Origin of the sequence: Acidovorax sp. sif0632, assembly GCF_019218805.1 — a bacterium.
GTDB lineage: Bacteria > Pseudomonadota > Gammaproteobacteria > Burkholderiales > Burkholderiaceae_C > Acidovorax > Acidovorax facilis.
This window is the reverse complement of record NZ_JAHUWW010000002.1, coordinates 592,317-609,216: the sequence shown is the minus strand read 5'-3', so window position 1 is coordinate 609,216 and position 16,900 is coordinate 592,317. Positions and strand designations below refer to the sequence as shown.

Here is a 16,900-nt window from a genome sequence, read left to right as displayed (position 1 = left end):
ATTGTGTCACGGCAGGCGAGCAGTCCGGCCGGGGACTCAACGCAAGGCGCGATAGATCTCTTCGGCCAGCTCACGTGAGATGCCGTCCACGGTGACCAGGTCCTCCACACTGGCCGCAGCCACACCGCGCACCCCGCCAAAACGCTGCAGCAGCCGTGCACGCTTCTTGGGGCCCACCCCCGCAATTTCTTCGAGCTGACCACCACCCACCCGCACCTTGGCCCGTGCAGCGCGCATGCCGGTGATGGCAAACCTGTGGGCCTCGTCGCGGATCTGCGCCACCAGCATCAGCGCCGCCGAATCCTTGCCCAGGTAGACCTTCTCGCGGCCATCTGCAAACACCAACTCTTCCAGGCCCACCTTACGGCCCTCGCCCTTTTCCACGCCCACGATGCGGGTCAGATCGAGCCCCAGCGCGGTGAACACCTCGCGCGCCACGCCCACCTGGCCCTTGCCACCGTCGATGAGCACCAGATCGGGCAGGCATGCCACACCTTTGGGCTTGGTGGGCTCTTCACCCCCGGGCGCGGGGTTGGCCGCAAAGTCGATGCCCCCAGCTTCGCGCGCGGCCTCGGCCACCTTGCTGTAGCGGCGCGTCAGTACCTGGCGCATGGCGGCATAGTCGTCGCCGCCCGTAATGCCTTCGATCTTGTAGCGGCGGTATTCGCTGCTCTGCATCTTGTGGTGATGGAACACCACGCACGATGCCTGGGTGGATTCACCCGCCGTGTGCGAGATGTCAAAACACTCGATGGTGAGCTGGTCCAGATCTTCGGGCGGCAGATCCAGCGCCTCGGCCAGGGCACGTGTGCGCGCCTGTTGCGAGCCCTCTTCGGCCAGCAGGCGGGCCAACTGCAGATCGGCGTTCTTTTGCGCCATGTCCAGCCAGGCGCGGCGCTGTTCGCGCGGCTGGTGGATGGCGGTCACGCGCACACCACTTTGGTCGCCCAGTGCCTCCAGCAACGCCTTGTCCACTGGTTCGCTGGTGACCAGCACCGGCGGCACCGGCACGCCGATGTAATGTTGGGCGATGAACGCTTCGAGCACCAACACCTCGACACGGCGAAAGGGCGCGGCCGGAGTATTCTCATCGGTGCCATCACCGCCCTCTTCCTCGAACACGGCGGCAGCGTCTTCCACATGCACCGGGAAATACGGCCGGTCTCCCAGATGCCGCCCGCCGCGCACCATGGCCAGGTTCACACAGGCGCGGCCGCCTTGCACGCGTACGGCCAAGATGTCCACATCCTTGTCGTCCGCAATCTCGATGGACTGCTGGTGCAGCACCCGCGACAGCGCCTGGATCTGGTTGCGCACATCGGCGGCCTGCTCAAATTCAAGCCTGTCGGAATGCGCCATCATCCGCACCTCCATGGCCTTAAGCACCTCCTGCGTTTCGCCGCGCAGCAGTGCCTCGGCATGCTGCACGTCGGCGGCATAGGCCTCAGGCGAGATCAAGTCCACACAAGGCCCGGTGCAGCGCTTGATCTGGAATAGCAGGCAGGGCCGCGTGCGGTTGGCAAACACCGTGTCTTCGCAGGTACGCAGGCGAAACACCTTTTGCAGCAGTTGGATGGTTTCCTTGACCGCCCAGGCGCTGGGGTACGGACCGAAATAGCGGTGCTTCTTATCGACCGCACCCCGGTAATAAGCCATGCGCGGAAACACTTGGGCGGGTGCATTGCCGCTGGCCGTGGGCGTGCCTGTGATCTTGAGATAGGGATAGCTCTTGTCGTCCCTGAACAGGATGTTGAACTTGGGGTTCAGCGTCTTGATGAGGTTGTTTTCCAGCAGCAGCGCCTCGGCCTCGGAGCGCACCACCGTGGTCTCCATGCGCACGATCTTGCTGACCATGTGGCCGATGCGCGTGCCGCCATGGTTCTTGGTGAAGTAGCTCGACACGCGCCGCTTGAGGTGGCGCGCCTTGCCTACATACAGCAGCGCGCCCTGGGCGTCGAAATAGCGGTACACGCCCGGCAGCGCGGGCAGCGCAGCCACCTGCGCCAGCAGTTCTTCGGAATGGGACATGGCGCGTATTGTGGCCCCGCGCGCAGCCTGGCCTGTGTACTATGAAAAAAATAGCTACTAGCGCTTACACATCAAGCGCTAGCAGCCAATTTGACCACTATTCTGCTTCGATCTTCGAGCTTTTCACCACCTGCGCCCAGTTGGCAAGGTCCGCCTTGACCTTGTCACCCAGCTGCGCCGGGGTCTGGTAGTCGGCCGTGGCGCCTTGCTCTTGCGCCTTTTGCTGGAAGGCCGCGCTTTGCACCACGGTGCGGATGTCGGCCGTGAGCTTGTCCACCACCGGCTTGGGCACTGCAGCGGGTACAAACAACGCGAACCACGACGTGGCATCGACCTTGGGGTAACCCGCCTCGGCCGTGGTGGGCACATCGGGCAGGCTGGGCAGCCGCTGCTTGCCCGTCACGGCCAGCACGCGCAGCTTGCCGCTGGCGATGTGGGGCATGAACGGAGGCGCGGTGCCAAAGGTCAGGTCCACCTGCCCACCCAGCAGGTCCTGCAGCGCGGGGCCCGTTCCTTTGTAGGGCACGTGGACCATCTTGATGCCGCCCTGCTGCTCCAGCATGGCGCCCGTGACATGCTGCAGCGAGCCATTGCCCGATGAGGCGTAATTGAGCTTGCCCGGGTTGGCCTTGGCATAGGCCATCAGCTCAGGCAGCGTCTTCACGGGCAGGTCGTTGCGCACCACGATGATCTGCGGTGCCGAGATCACGTTGGCCACGGGCTGAAAGTCGGCCTGGTCCCACTGCTTTTGTTTGGTGATGTGGGGCGAGATGACGTGGTAGCCCGAGTACTGCATGAACACGGTGTAGCCATCGGGCTCGGCGCGTTTGACGATACTGGCGGCAATATTGCCGTTGCCGCCGCCCTTGTTGTCCACGATGACCGACTGGCCCAGCACCGGCGACAGGGCCTGGGCCAGCATGCGGGCCGACAGGTCGGTGGTGCCACCTGCGGCGGTGGGCACCACCATGGTCACGGTCTTGGTAGGGTAGGCGCCTTGCGCCAGGGCAGAACCCCAAAAGCCGGTGGCAATGGCCGCCAGGGCCAGGGACGTGAATTGCTTGCGATGCAGGTTCATGCTATGTCTCCGCTTTCTCTGTTGTTGAATGTCGTTCCGGGGCGGCGGCTGGGCAGCCAGCACCCGCCATAGCCATCTCGGGCGCTCAATCCACGGTGGCGCCGGTGTCCTTCACCACGCGGCTCCACTTGGGCAGGTCGGACTGCACCAGCGCCGCCAGTTGCGCCGCCGTGCCCTTGAAGGGTTCACAGCCCACGGTAGCCAGCTTGTCCACCACGTCCTTGTGCTCCAGCGCCCGGGCCACCTCGGCCTGCAGCTGGGCCACGATGGGCGCAGGCGTGCCGGCCGGGGCAAACAACGCGTACCAGGGCGCCTGGCCAAAGCCCTTGATCGTCTCGCCAATGGTGGGCGCATCGGGCAGCGCAGCCACGCGCTTTTCATTGACCACGCCCAGCACCTTGAGCTTGCCCGCCTTGATGAAGGCGATGGCCGACGGCAGGCTTTGCACCGACAGCGGCACCTGCCCACCCACCACGTCGGTGGCGGCTGCGGCAGAGCCCTTGTACGGAATGTGCTGTAGCTGAATGCCAGCGGCCTTTTGCAGCATCTCGCCGATCAGGTGGTTCAGCGTGCCGTTGCCCGCCGAGGCAATCGAAAACTTGCCAGGGCTGGCCTTGGCCAAGTTCACCAGCTCGGCCACGTTGTTGGCGGGAAAAGACGGGTGCGCCACCAGCACATAACCGGCCGTGGCGACAGGGGCCACGGGGGCAAAATCCTTCACCGGGTCAAAGCCGGGGTTCTTGTACAGCGCGGGGCCAATCACGTGGGCGCTGTCGGCCGTCAGCAGCAGCGTGTAGCCATCGCTGCGCGCGCGGGCCGTGGTGCCCGTGGCCAGGGTGCCTCCCGCACCAGGGCGGTTTTCCACGATCACGCTCTGGCCCAATTGCTCGCCGAGCTTTTGCGCCACCACGCGCGCAATGGCGTCATTGGCGCCTCCCGCAGCCTGGGGCACGACCACGGTGATGGGCTTGGACGGGTACTTGTCCTGCGCGCCTGCTGCCAAGGCAGCAGAGCACAACATAGCAGCCGTGAAGAGTCGGCGGGACAGCATCGTTTGAAATGTCATGGCTTTTGTCTCCTGTTGTTGTGAATGAATGCAGGCTCGCCCGCATTCAACGCGAAAGCGCTCTTTCGCGGATGGCGTCGAAATCCGCAGGTACCGAATGCAGCGCCAGGCGCGGACCCGCCTTGGCGATCTGACTCGGAATGTCGTGGCCGATGAGCACAGGCAACTGTTGCGCCGCTGCCACCAGCCGGACCAGGTCCACGCCCGTGTCGTAGCCCATCAGCGCCAGCGCATGCACGATCTCTTCGCTGCACACATTGCCGCTGGCGCCGGGCGCATACGGGCAGCCGCCCAGGCCGGCCAGCGAGGCGTCAAAACGGTCAGCGCCCGCATCGATGGCCGCCAGCACGTTGGCAAGGCCCATGCCGCGCGTGTTGTGAAAGTGCAGCGTGAACTCCACGCCTGGCCAGCGCGCGCGCGCCGCCACCGTGAGCTGGTGTACCTGCGTGGGGTAGGCCATGCCCGTGGTGTCGCACAGCGTGATGCCACGCACACCCAAGTCCACAAAGCGCTGCACCCAGCCGAACACGTCGGCCTGGGCCACATCGCCCTCCATGGGGCAGCCGAACACGCAGGACAGCGACACATTCACCGTCACGTTGGCGCCCTGCGCCAGGGCCACCACTTGCGCCAACGCCGCAAACGACTGTTCCTGCGTCATGCGCAGATTGGCCAGGTTGTGCGTGGCACTCACCGACATGACGAGGTTCAGCTCATCCGTGCGCGACTCGATGGCGCGCTCGGCGCCGCGCAGATTGGGCACCAGCGCGGTGTAGACGGTGCCCGGGCTGCGCGTGATCTCGCGCATGACGACCTCGGCGTCTTTCAGCGCGGGAATGGCGGTGGGCGATGTGAACGAAGTCACCTCGATCTTGGACAGGCCCGCTGCCGACAGCGCATCGCACAGCGTGATCTTGTCTTCAGTGGGAACGAAGGTCTTCTCCATCTGCAGGCCGTCGCGCAGGCCGACCTCCTGCATGTGGATGCGGCGGTTCGCGCCTTGCCACACGGTGTTGGATGCACTCATTGAATGACCCCCTTGCTGCGCAGCAGGGCGATCTGTTCGGCCGTCAAACCCGCGTCGGCAAGCACCGCATCGGTGTCATCGCCCAGGTGCGGAGCACTGCTGCGGATGGTTCCGGGCGTGCCCGAGAGCTTGGGCACGATGCCCGGCACTTCCACGCTGTAGCCGTCGCGCGTCTGCTGCGTCAGCAGCATGTCGCGGGCGCGGTAGTGCGGGTCTTCGGCGATGTCCTTGGCGGTGTAGACCTTGCCCGCCGGCACGCGGGCGGCGCCCAGCGCGTCCAGCACCTGCTGCACGGTGCGCTGCGCGCTCCAGGCGCCAATCGCAGCGTCGATCTCTTCCACGCGGGCCACGCGGCCGGTGTTGTTGGCCAGATCCGGCGCCGCGCCCAGGTCGGGCCGGCCGATGGCATCCATCAGCCGCTTGAAAATGCTGTCGCCATTGCCCGCCACCAGCACCCAGCCGTCCGTGCAGGGGTAGGCGTTGCTCGGCGCAATGCCCGGCAGCGCGCTGCCCGCCGCCTCGCGCACGGCACCAAAGGCGCTGTATTCGGGGATCAGGCTTTCCATCACGTTGAACACCGCCTCGTGCAGCGCCACGTCAATCACCTGGCCTTTGCCGCCGTTGACCTTGCGGTGGTACAGCGCCGTGAGCACGCCGATGGTGCCGTGCAGCGCCGCCAGCGTGTCGCCAATCGACACCCCCACGCGCACCGGCACGCGGCCGGGCTCGCCCGTCAGGTGGCGCAGGCCGCCCATGGCCTCGCCGATGGCACCAAAGCCCGGCAGGTCGCGGTACGGCCCGGTCTGGCCGTAGCCCGAGATGCGCAGCATGACCAAGCCGGGGTTGAGCGCGTGCAGTTCCTCGGGCGACATGCCCCAGCCTTCCAGCGTGCCGGGGCGGAAATTCTCGACCAGCACATCGGCCTCGGCGATCAGCTGGCGAGCTATTGTTTGCCCCTCCTTTTGCCGCAGGTCCAGCGCCACCGAGCGCTTGTTGCGCGACTGCACCTGCCACCAGACGGAGGTGCCTTCCTTGATCAGGCGCCAGTTGCGCAGCGGGTCGCCCGTCTCGGGCGCCTCGATCTTGATCACGTCGGCGCCAAACTCGCCCAGCGTCTTGCCGCAGAACGGCCCGGCAATCAGCTGGCCCATTTCGATGACGCGCACGCCTTGCAGTGCGGCGGGGGATGCAATGGAATCCATGGAAATGTGTGTCTCCTGCGGGCGGTGATGCTGGGCGGGAATGATGCGCACCTGCGGCCCTCCTGCAAAACGCTCAAGCAACAAGCCACCATCGCAATCCGGCATGGCAAGCAAGCGGCTTGCTACCATCGGTGCCCCATGAAACTCGACCCCGTCTCCCTGCGCCTGTTCGTTGCCGTGATGGAAGAAAACACCATCGCCGCCGCCGCCGCGCGCGAGCACCTGGCCGCATCGGCCGTGAGCCGCCGCCTGGCCGACTTGGAAGACGCGCTGCAGGTGGCCTTGTTCACCCGCAGCAACAAGGGCACCGAGCCCACCGCCGCCGCGTTTGCGCTGCTGAACCTGGCGCGCGGTGTGCTGAACGATCTGGACGGCATCGCCACGCAGATGCGCGACTACGGCACGGGCGTGCGCGGCCATGTGCGTGTGGTGGCCAATATTTCGGCCATCACGCAGTTTTTACCCGCCGAGTTGCAGAGCTTTCTGGAGCAACACCCGCAGGTGGATGTGCGGCTGCAGGAGCAGATCAGCACCGCGATTGCCCAGTCCGTGGCCGAGAACGCCGCCGACGTGGGCATCCTCAACGAAGGCAGCTACGGCGAACGCGTGACGCTGCTGCCCTACCGCACCGACGAACTGGTGCTGGTGGTACCCACCGGCCACGCGCTGGTGCGACGCAAGTCCGTGCGCCTGGCAGACGCCCTGCCTTTTGACTTTGTGGGCGCGCACCCAGGCAGCGCCATCAACAACCAGCTGACCCGCGCGGCCGCCGAGGCGGGCCTGCCACTGCGCCTGCGCATGCAGGTGACGAGCTACGACGCGCTGTGCCTCATGGTCAACGCGGGCCTGGGTGTGGGCGTGATGCCCCGTGGCAGCGCCGCGCTGTACCGGGGCGCGCTGGCCATCCGCACCGTCACGCTGAACGAGACCTGGGCGCAGCGGCGGCTGGCGCTGTGTGTGCGGTCTGAAGAATCGCTCTCCAGCGTTGCCCGGCTGCTGGTGGAGCACCTGCGCGCGCAGCCAACGGGGCCATCACCATGAGCCGCCCCCTGCCCCCGCTCCAGTGGGATGTGTTCTGCCGCGTGATCGACAACTTTGGCGACATCGGCGTGTGCTGGCGCCTCGTGGCGCAACTGGCCGCGCTGGGCCACCGCGTGCGCCTGTGGGTGGACGACGCTTCGGCCCTGCAGTGGATGGCGCCCCAAGGCTGCCCCGGCGTGGAGTTGCGCGCCTGGGGTTCGCCACCACCGAGCCCTGATGAACCCGCCCCCGATGTGATGGTGGAGGCCTTCGGCTGCGACATTGCTCCTGAATTCATAGCTTATAGCGCTTATCCATCAAGCGCTAGAGGCCAAAAATCCTCCAAACCAGTCTGGATCAACCTGGAATACCTGTCGGCAGAAGCTTACGTGGAGCGCAACCACAGGCTGCCGTCACCCATCCTGTCCGGCCCCGCGGCAGGGTGGACGCGCTGGTTCTTCTACCCTGGCTTCACGCCCGGCACGGGCGGCTTGCTGCGCGAACCCGACCTGATGGCACGGCGCGAGGCGTTTGACCGCAGCGCCTGGCGTGCAGAGCACGCCGCCGTCTTCGGGCTGGGCGATGGTTGCGCCGAGCAGCGCTGGGTTTCGCTGTTCTGCTACGAACCCGCCGCCTTGCCGGAGCTGCTGCGGCACAGCCAGACACGGCCCACGCAGTTGCTAGTGACTCCGGGCCGCCCCACGGCCGCCGTGCGGGCTGCATTGGCTGAGGGCTGTGATCAAAATATCGGTCAGATAGGTCTCCAGCGCTTATCTGAAAAGCGCGAGCAGCTATCAATTTCATATCTACCCCACCGCCCCCAGCCTGCGTTTGACGAGATGCTCTGGGCCTGTGACTTCAACGCCGTACGCGGCGAGGACTCGCTGGTGCGGGCGCTGTGGGCGGGCCAGGCGTTTGTGTGGCAGATCTACCCGCAGCATGACAACGCGCACCACGACAAGCTCTGGGCGTTTCTGGACTGGCTGCAGGCCCCCGCATCGCTGCGGCAGTTCCACGCGACCTGGAACGGGCTGGACGCCGAGCCGCTGCAATGGCCCGGCGACGACACCCTGGCCGAGTGGACGGCCTGCACCCAGGCCGCCCGTGCGCGCCTGCTGACACAGGACAACCTCGTTGCACAACTTTTGGGCTTTGTCGCCGAAAAACGGTAAAATCCGAGGCTTTGCGCAAATCAGGTACGGCACAGCAGTGCCACCACCCCGCGCACTTTCGCCGCAGAACATGCACCGGCGCGCAAACCAGGCGGTTTGCCAGCCCGCGCGTTGAGCGGCCCCAACCCAAGCAACTTGCTATGAAAATCGCTCAAGAAATCCGCGCCGGCAACGTCATCATGCACGGCAAGGACCCCATGGTGGTCCTGAAGACCGAATACGCCCGCGGCGGCCGCGGTGCAGCCACCGTGCGCATGAAGCTCAAGAGCCTGATCGGCAACTTCGGCACCGAAGTCGTGTTCAAGGCCGACGACAAGATCGACAACGTGATCCTGGACAAGAAGGAGTGCACCTACTCCTACTTCGCCGACCCCATGTACGTGTGCATGGACACCGAGTACAACCAGTACGAAGTGGAAGCCGAAAACATGGGCGACTCGCTGAACTACCTGGAAGACGGCATGACCGTGGAAGTGGTGTTCTACGACGGCAAGGCCATCTCAGTCGAACTGCCCACCAGCGTCGAGCGTGAAATCACCTGGACGGAACCCGCCGTCAAGGGCGACACCTCCGGCAAGGTCATGAAGCCTGCCAAGATCGCCACCGGCTTTGAAGTGCCCGTGCCCCTGTTTGTCAGCCAAGGCGACAAGATCGAAATCGACACCCGCACCGGCGAATACCGCAAGCGCGTGTAAGCTGCCCTGCGCAGTTCTCCCTTGCGGTAGAACGACCACAAAAAAGGCTTCCCCTGGGAAGCCTTTTTTCATGGTATTTTTAGCCGCCAGCGCTTATCTACAAAGCGCAGATAGCTATCAATTACATAGCTATCAAATGGGTTGCGCCACCAGATCGTGCCCACGCACGCCGACAATGCGCGCCTTGGTGAACTCGCCCACCTTCATGGTTTTGCTGATCTTCTCGGGCGGCAGCAGCTGCACGGTGCCGTCGATCTCGGGCGCATCCGCATAGGTGCGGCCCACACCGCCCTTGCGGCCCAGGCCGGGAGCCGAATCCACCAGCACCTGCATGGTGGCCCCCACGCGGCGCTGCAGCTTGGCAATCGACACCTCTTCGGCTACAGCCATGAAGCGGGCACGGCGCTCTTCGCGCACTTCCAGAGGCAACATGCCCGGCAGCTCATTGGCAGCAGCACCCGTCACATCACTGTAGGCAAAGCAGCCCGCACGGTCGATCTGCGCCTCGCGCACAAAATCGAGCAGGTGCTGGAACTCTTCTTCCGTCTCGCCAGGGAAGCCGGCGATAAAGGTGCTGCGGATCACGATCTCGGGGCAGGCCTCGCGCCAGCGCTGGATGCGCTCGAGGTTGCGCTCGCCGCTGGCCGGGCGCTTCATGCGCTTGAGCACGTCGGGGTGGCTGTGCTGGAAAGGCACATCCAGGTAGGGCAGCACGCGGCCCGTGGCCATGAGCGGGATCACCTCGTCCACGCTGGGGTACGGGTACACGTAGTGCAGCCGCACCCAGGCGCCGTAGGGCTCGGCGATCTCGCCCAGCGTCTGCACCAGCTCCAGCATGCGCGTCTTGACCGGCTTGCCGTCCCAGAAGCCGGTGCGGTACTTCACATCCACACCGTAGGCCGACGTGTCCTGGCTGATGACCAGTAACTCCTTGACGCCACCTTCAAACAGGGCTTTGGCCTCGCTGAGCACATCGCCAATGGGTCGCGACACCAAGTCGCCGCGCATGGACGGGATGATGCAGAAGGTACAACGGTGGTTGCAGCCTTCGCTGATCTTGAGGTACGCATAGTGCTTGGGCGTGAGCTTGATGCCCGCAATACCAAAGCTGCCCGGCACCAGGTCCACAAACGGGTCGTGCGGCTTGGGCAGGTTCAGGTGGACGGCATCCATCACCTCTTGCGTGGCATGCGGACCGGTCACGGCCAGCACGCTGGGGTGCATCTGGCGCACCATGTTGCCGCCGTCGTCGCCCGTGCGGGCGCCCAGGCAGCCGGTGACGATGACCTTGCCGTTCTCGGCCAAGGCTTCGCCAATGGTGTCCAGGCTTTCCTTGACGGCGTCGTCAATGAAGCCGCAGGTGTTGACGATGACCAGGTCCGCGCCCTGGAAGGTCTTGGAGGTTTCGTAACCCTCCGCGCTCAGCTGCGTGAGAATCAACTCGGAATCGGTCAGCGCCTTGGGGCAGCCCAGGCTGACGAATCCGACTTTGGGTGTTTTGGTGGGGGCAATTGCTTCGCTCATATCCCCGTATTGTCCCAGTTCCGGCGTCAGACCGGTGGGACGGGCAATTGCCTGCAATGCCTGCGACTCGCCGCGACCTATGAAACTGGCGCGATCCTAGGCCAGCGGCCACCGCGCAAGGGCCGCCCCGCCGCGCTGGTGGCGTCTCCCTGGGGGGAAGCCGCGAAGCGGCTCAGGGAGGCTACCGCTTGAGTCCAAACGCGCCCAGCATCTGCTCCGTCTGCTTTTGCATCTGCTCCTGCATCTGCGTGAGCATGGACTGCGACTGCTCCACATAGTTGCCCATCATGCCCTTGAGCATGGGCGATTGCAGGCTCATGAACTGGGCCCACATCTCTGGCGTCACGCTCTGCGACTGCTCGGCCAGCTTGGCCTGAACGTCGGTAAACGCCTGTACGTTCTTCTCCAGGTACGCGCCCATGAAACCCTGCATGGCATGGCCATAAAAACGGATGATGTTGGCCAGCACCGCCTCGGTGAACATGGGTGCGCCACCGGCCTCTTCTTCCAGAATGATCTGCAGCAGAATGCTGCGCGTGAGGTCTTCGCCCGTTTTGGCGTCGCGCACTACCACCTGCTGGTTGGCCATGACCAGCTGGCGCACCTCGGCCAGGGTGATGTAGGTGGAGGTGTCTGTGTCGTACAGACGGCGATTGGGGTATTTTTTGATGACACGCTGCGCCGACTTGGGCGCGGCACTTTTCTGTTCGGACACGACGAACTCCTCGGGCTGGAAGCCCATGTATTGCAGTGCAGCACATTCTAGGGAACGGGCAGCCCGGCACCAGCAAAGGAATACCCTGATGACTAGCTGCGCGCCACTGTCGCCGGGGTGACACTTGCCGGGCCCGGTAGCGTCACCACGCTAGGCGCAGCCGTCAAAGGCCTGCACCAGCCCATCAACCGGTGCGGCGCACCGTCTGACAGCTGAATACGTTTGCCGGTGCGATAGTGGGCGTTTGCCCTCTTTTTCACACGATGCTCGAAAGTTTGCAGCTCTCCCCCTGGCTCGCTACGGCGGTAGCGGCCTTGTTTGCCACGACCTTGGCAGCCATCGCCCATCGGATGGTCGCCATCATTCTGCGCCGCGCAACAACCCCCCTCCCCGTGGTGCAGACCGTGGTGCTGGCATGCATACCGGTCATGCGGATTCTGCTGCCGTTGATCGCGCTGCAACTGGTATGGCAAGCCGCCAGCGATGATCTGCCGTACATCGGCGGTATCCGCCATCTCAATGGCCTGGCGGTGATTGGCGGGGCCTGCTGGCTGCTGATTGCCGCAATTGGCGGCCTGGCCAATGGCGTCATTGCCCAACACCCCGCAGATGTGGAAGACAACCTGACCGCCCGACGCATCGCCACCCAGGCACGCGTGCTGTCGCGCACGGCGATGACCGGCGTGGTGATGGCGGGCCTCGCGCTCATGCTCATGACTTTTCCAGGGGCCCGGCAAGTAGGTGCCAGTTTGCTCGCGTCGGCCGGGGTGGTGGGGATTGTGGCGGGCATTGCAGCGCGCCCGGTCTTCAGCAACATGATCGCCGGCCTGCAGATCGCACTGGCCCAGCCCATCCGTATCGACGATGTGCTCATCGTCGAAGGGGAATGGGGGCGGGTAGAAGAAATCACCAGCACCTATGTGGTGCTGCGCATCTGGGATGAGCGGCGCTTGATCATCCCGCTGCAGTGGTTTATCGAAAACCCGTTTCAAAACTGGACACGCACCAGCTCTGAAATCCTGGGAACCGTTTTCCTGTTTGCCGACTACCGCCTGCCGCTGGACCCGCTGCGGGCCGAATTGCAGCGGGTGCTGGAAACCGCACCAGAGTGGGACAGGCGAGTGAACGTGCTGCAGCTCACCGATGTGACCGAGCGCACCATCCAGATCCGCGTGCTGGTCTCCGCACGATCATCCAGCCTGGCGTTCGACCTGCGGTGCAGGGTGCGCGAAGAGCTGGTGACGTTCATTCAACGCGAATACCCGGACTGCCTTCCACAAGTGCGTGTGCCTGCACAGGGGGCTGAAGCACCGACGAGACCACTCGAGCAAGAGCCGCCGTTGAAGGCCTGAGCCAAGGCAGCGCTATGGGTGCACCCACAAGAAGCCCCGCCACATGTCGCCACGATAGCAACCATGCCGGAGCATGGGCATTCTTCCTCAATAGCCCATCTTGAAGTACGCCACGGCAAGCACCGCGACGATGGCGGCGAGAGCAGCAAGCCAGAAGATCCGGATGTCGTACAGACCCAGTTCAGGATCAGTGTCCACAAAACCCTGATGGACACTTGAAGAATTGGATGGAGTGTTCATGGTGGCATCCCTTCTCTTTGAAGCCACCAAAGTTATCGCGACCCCGTGCGTCTTCGTGTCAGACAAAAACCAATTCATTGATTTGCCGCCAGGCACGCAGGCGCCGTCACCCTCGGTGAACCCAATGGGTGCAAGGAGCCAACAAAGAAGTTCGTCGGTATCCCCAGGGCGATGAACGACCGCGACGCCCGACACCGCATAAAAAGAGGACTGATTCGAGCGCGACCAAAGAAAAAGCCACCTGTAAAAAGGTGGCTTTGTGCTTTTTGAAACCTAGTCAAGGTTTCCACAAGTTTTTCAGTGGTCTGAAAGCTGGTTTCTTTCAGGGAAAAACTTGGTAGGCGCGATTGGACTCGAACCAACGACCCCCACCATGTCAAGGTGGTGCTCTAACCAGCTGAGCTACGCGCCTGTCGTTGTTTAGACCACGATTATAGCCATAAAAATCGGGTGCTTCGATCAAAACAGCATAGCAAACGGCAAAGGGATGTTCGTGGCTCTTGTTCCGTGCCTACCGTCCCGCCACTCAGCGTCTGCGCGCGGAGCGCACACCGGGCACGCCGGCCACGATGCCCAGCACCTTGTTCAGGCGGCCCGAATCGGCAACCTCCACCGTGAAGGTCATCCACGCCGTGCCTTTCACCGACTGCGTCTGCACGCCGATCACATTGGTCTTCTCGCGCGCAAAGACTTCGGAGATATCGCGCAGCAGGCCCTGGCGGTCGGCGGCTTCCACGGCGACGTCCACGGGGTACACGGCAGCCAGTGCAGCCGATTTGGAGGTGGAGCCCCACTCCACATCGATCACCCGCTCAATGCTGCGTGCGGCCATTTCGCGGAAGTTGCTGCAGTCGGCCCGGTGCACGCTCACGCCCTTGCCCCGCGTGACAAAACCACGGATCAGGTCCGGCGGGGCTGGCTTGCAGCACTTGGCCAGCTGGGTCATCAGCGAGTCAATGCCCACCACCAGCACGCCGCCCTTGGGTGCGGCATCGTTGGTGCGTGTTTTCTTGAGCAACAAATAGTCGTCGGGCTGCAAAACCGGCTCGGGCGGTCGCAGCACTGTTTCGATGTTGCGCAGCGAGAATTCATCCTTGCCCACCACTTCGAACAAGGCATCGGCGGACTTGAAGCCCAGTTGCACCGCCAGATCGTCGAGCTTGATGGCAGTCTTGCCCTCGCGCTGCAGCAGCTTTTCGACCGCCTCACGCCCACGGGCCACGGTTTCGTGTGTGGCCTGGGCGTTGAACCAGGCACGCACCTTGGCTTTGGCGCGGTTGCTGGTGAGGTAGCCCAGCTCAGCATTGAGCCAGTCGCGTGAGGGGCGGCCTTCCTTGACGGTGGATATCTCCACCGTCTGTCCGTTTTGCAGCGGTGTATTGAGCGGCACCATCGCGCCGTCCACCCGGGCGCCCCGGCAACGGTGCCCGACACTCGTGTGCACGGCATACGCAAAGTCCACCGGTGTGGCGCCCTGGGGCAGCTCCACCACAGCAGCATCTGGGGTCAGCACATAGATTCGGTCTTCAAACAGGCCCCGGTTGGGCAAGGCACCCGACAGATCGCGCTCCCAGGCCAGCAACTGGCGCAGCACCGCAATCTTGGCGTCGTATTCACCGGTGGCCGAAACCCCTGCATAGCCCTTGCTGCCTGCCTCTTTGTAGGCCCAATGCGCCGCCACTCCGTGCTCCGCATGGTCGTGCATGGCCTGGGTACGGATCTGGATCTCGATGGGCTTGCCGTTGTCGTCGCGCACGATGGTGTGCAGCGACTGGTAGCCATTGGGCTTGGGCTTGGCGATGTAGTCGTCAAACTCCTCCACGATGGGCTTGAACTGCTCGTGCACCCAGCTCAGGGCCGCGTAGCAGTCCTTCACCGTGGGCACCACCACGCGCAGCGCGCGGATGTCAAACACCTGATCGAAGTTGAGCGACTTGCCGCGCATCTTCTTGACGATGCTGTAGATGTGCTTGGGGCGCCCCTGCACGCTGGCGCTGATGCTGCGTGCGCGCAGGTCGGATTCAAGCCGCGCGCGCAGCTGCTCCATGTACACCTCGCGCTCGCCCCGCTTTTCGTCGAGCAGGCGGGCCACTTCCTTGTAGGTGTCAGGCTCCAGGAAGCGAAAGGACAGGTCCTCCAGCTCCCACTTGACCTGCCAGATACCAAGGCGGTTGGCCAGCGGTGCAAACACCTGCAGCGACTCGCGCGCCAGGCTGGGCGATACGGGGCGCTTGCTGGCCGCATGAAAACGCAGCGTCTGCAGGCGCGAGGCCAGGCGCAGCATCACCACACGCAGGTCGCGCGAGAAGGCGAGCAGCATCTTGCGCACGTTCTCGGTCTGCACGGCGGGGTCTTCCAGGTGCTCTGCGGTGCGGGCCTGCTGCTGCACGCGCATGAGCTTGGTGGTCTCTACCGCCAGCGCGGCAAAGTTGGCACCAAAGGCCTTGGCGATCACCTCTTCAGGCTTGTTCAGATGAATGCACGCATGCACCAGGTAGCTGGCGGCCTGCATGGCCTCCGAGCCGCCAATGCCCTTGAGGATGGCAGCCACGGCATCGGCGTGGGCCAGCGTGTTTTCGCCGGAATCCAGCGTTTCGCCAGCCATCAAGGGCTCGGCAAACGCGCGCGCACGCGCCAGCGCGTTCACCTGCTCAGGCAGGGTGAGTGCGGTAGCGGCAATGAGCTGGGGGACGGCGTCGGCCTGGGGGGTGTGGGACGCCTGTGCGGGAGGGTAGGTTTTCATCCGGCCACAACACCTTCCGCCGAAAGCAAAAAGCCGGTGACCGCAGCCACCTGATCGCCCGCCACCAGCGTGGGAGCATGCCCCACGCCTTCAAATTCGACCACGTGTGCCCGGGGCCCGCGCTGCGCCATGGCCTGCGCGGTTTCGCGAGAGAGCAGGTCAGACTGCGCACCGCGCAGCAGCAAGGTGCGGGCCGTGATGTGGTCATACAGCTGCCACAGCATGGCCTCACCGGCTACTGCGGACTCTTGCGTGAGTGTTTTGAACGGCACCGCGATGGCCGGGTCATAGTGCAGCGTGATGCCACCACCCGCAGATTCCGGCAACGCGCGCACCATGGCACGCGACAGTTCCAGCCACTGCTCGGGTGTATGGGGGCCAAAGCTGGTGGAAATCGCCCACATGGCGTCGGCCGCCTGCTGGAGCGACTCGAACCGTGCCTGTTGCCCCAGGTACAAGCCGATGCGCTGCAGGGCCTCCCACTGGATGGCGGGGCCCACGTCGTTGAGTACCAGCCTGCGCACAGGCACCGGCAAAGGCAGCCCCGGCTGGCCCGCAATGCCCATGCCGATGAGCCCCCCCATGCTGGTGCCCACCCAGTCGAGGGTGGTGATGGGGGCCTGCTGGTGCACCTGGGCCAGCAGAGCCAGCATGTCGGCGGCGTACTGAGGAATCTGGTAGCCCATGGGGTCAGCCAGCCAGTCGCTCTGGCCGCGCCCGACCACGTCGGGGCAGATCACGCGGGCATGCTGGCTCAACGCACGGGCCAGGGTGTCGAAGTCGCGCCCCTGGCGCGAGAGGCCATGCACACAGACCACCACATGGGGATGCGCCGGGTTGCCCGTGGCATTCCACTCCCAATACGCCATGCGATGGTGTGTAGCCGCAGATGCGGAGGAGTTACCGGAAGACACCACAGGCGCCCCCGGGCCAGGGCACAGTACGTAGTTCAGCGTAGGTTCAATCATGGGTGCGAAATCCGGGGGCAGCGCTCGATAATGCAGGAGCCGTCGGCACCCATTGTTCGTTCATGCGTGC

At 64.4% G+C, this 16,900-nt stretch carries 14 protein-coding genes and 1 tRNA gene; 4 read left to right on the top strand and 11 right to left on the bottom strand.

All coding sequences use genetic code 11. The features are described 5' to 3' along the window. Positions 1–36: 36 nt before the first annotated feature. The 5 genes from uvrC to KW832_RS07955 all read right to left on the bottom strand — a co-directional run bounded on the left by uvrC (position 37) and on the right by KW832_RS07955 (position 6,401). A complete protein-coding gene (gene uvrC, locus KW832_RS07975; RefSeq protein ID WP_218299473.1) occupies positions 37–2,028 on the bottom strand; it encodes an excinuclease ABC subunit UvrC in 1,992 nt (663 codons plus the stop codon). A 97-nt stretch (positions 2,029–2,125) separates the two neighbouring features. Next, a complete protein-coding gene (locus tag KW832_RS07970) occupies positions 2,126–3,106 on the bottom strand; it encodes a tripartite tricarboxylate transporter substrate binding protein (RefSeq protein WP_218299472.1) in 981 nt (326 codons plus the stop codon). A gap of 85 nt (positions 3,107–3,191) precedes the next feature. Further along, positions 3,192–4,172, bottom strand: a complete 981-nt coding sequence (locus KW832_RS07965) for a tripartite tricarboxylate transporter substrate binding protein (RefSeq protein WP_218299471.1) — start codon at positions 4,170–4,172, stop codon at positions 3,192–3,194. Positions 4,173–4,218: 46 nt separating this feature from the next. Continuing rightward, on the bottom strand, positions 4,219–5,199 hold the full coding sequence (locus KW832_RS07960) for a hydroxymethylglutaryl-CoA lyase (protein WP_218299470.1): 981 nt from the start codon (positions 5,197–5,199) through the stop codon (positions 4,219–4,221). Further along, on the bottom strand, positions 5,196–6,401 hold the full coding sequence (locus KW832_RS07955) for a CaiB/BaiF CoA-transferase family protein (protein ID WP_218299469.1): 1,206 nt from the start codon (positions 6,399–6,401) through the stop codon (positions 5,196–5,198). Before KW832_RS07955 ends, KW832_RS07960 begins: the two co-directional genes overlap by 4 nt. Positions 6,402–6,539: 138 nt before the next feature. Between KW832_RS07955 and KW832_RS07950 the strand changes: the two genes are divergently transcribed. The 3 genes from KW832_RS07950 (at position 6,540) to efp (ending at position 9,288) form a co-directional block, all read left to right on the top strand. Continuing rightward, positions 6,540–7,442 (top strand): LysR family transcriptional regulator, encoded by a 903-nt coding sequence (locus KW832_RS07950; RefSeq protein WP_218299468.1) that lies wholly within the window; start codon positions 6,540–6,542, stop codon positions 7,440–7,442. Next, on the top strand, positions 7,439–8,593 hold the full coding sequence (gene earP, locus KW832_RS07945) for an elongation factor P maturation arginine rhamnosyltransferase EarP (RefSeq protein WP_218299467.1): 1,155 nt from the start codon (positions 7,439–7,441) through the stop codon (positions 8,591–8,593). The genes KW832_RS07950 and earP overlap by 4 nt, the downstream gene beginning before the upstream one ends. A gap of 140 nt (positions 8,594–8,733) precedes the next feature. Next, the gene (gene efp / locus KW832_RS07940) at positions 8,734–9,288 is read left to right on the top strand and encodes an elongation factor P (RefSeq protein ID WP_008906801.1); all 555 of its coding nucleotides are present in this window, start codon (positions 8,734–8,736) and stop codon (positions 9,286–9,288) included. A gap of 132 nt (positions 9,289–9,420) precedes the next feature. On the opposite strand, the gene rimO is transcribed toward efp, so the two are convergent. Together rimO and phaR are read right to left on the bottom strand one after the other, a co-directional pair. Next, positions 9,421–10,812, bottom strand: coding sequence for a 30S ribosomal protein S12 methylthiotransferase RimO (gene rimO, locus KW832_RS07935; RefSeq protein WP_121506860.1), 1,392 nt, complete (start codon positions 10,810–10,812; stop codon positions 9,421–9,423). Positions 10,813–10,993: 181 nt separating this feature from the next. After that, entirely contained in the window at positions 10,994–11,554 is a 561-nt protein-coding gene (phaR, locus tag KW832_RS07930; RefSeq protein WP_055402453.1) for a polyhydroxyalkanoate synthesis repressor PhaR, read from the bottom strand. Positions 11,555–11,790: 236 nt separating this feature from the next. On the opposite strand from phaR, the gene KW832_RS07925 reads away from it, so the two are divergent. Continuing rightward, positions 11,791–12,879, top strand: a complete 1,089-nt coding sequence (locus KW832_RS07925) for a mechanosensitive ion channel family protein (protein ID WP_218299466.1) — start codon at positions 11,791–11,793, stop codon at positions 12,877–12,879. A gap of 87 nt (positions 12,880–12,966) precedes the next feature. Here the strand turns inward: KW832_RS07925 and KW832_RS07920 are convergent, their stop codons facing one another. The 4 genes from KW832_RS07920 to KW832_RS07905 all read right to left on the bottom strand — a co-directional run bounded on the left by KW832_RS07920 (position 12,967) and on the right by KW832_RS07905 (position 16,830). Next, positions 12,967–13,119 (bottom strand): hypothetical protein, encoded by a 153-nt coding sequence (locus KW832_RS07920; RefSeq protein ID WP_158603795.1) that lies wholly within the window; start codon positions 13,117–13,119, stop codon positions 12,967–12,969. Between the two features lie 335 nt (positions 13,120–13,454). After that, positions 13,455–13,531, bottom strand: a tRNA-Val gene (locus KW832_RS07915). Positions 13,532–13,645: 114 nt separating this feature from the next. Further along, complete coding sequence (locus KW832_RS07910) at positions 13,646–15,862, bottom strand: bifunctional (p)ppGpp synthetase/guanosine-3',5'-bis(diphosphate) 3'-pyrophosphohydrolase (protein WP_218299465.1); 2,217 nt, start codon at positions 15,860–15,862, stop codon at positions 13,646–13,648. Next, a complete protein-coding gene (locus KW832_RS07905; protein ID WP_218299464.1) occupies positions 15,859–16,830 on the bottom strand; it encodes an alpha/beta fold hydrolase in 972 nt (323 codons plus the stop codon). The genes KW832_RS07910 and KW832_RS07905 overlap by 4 nt, the downstream gene beginning before the upstream one ends. Positions 16,831–16,900 lie beyond the last annotated feature (70 nt).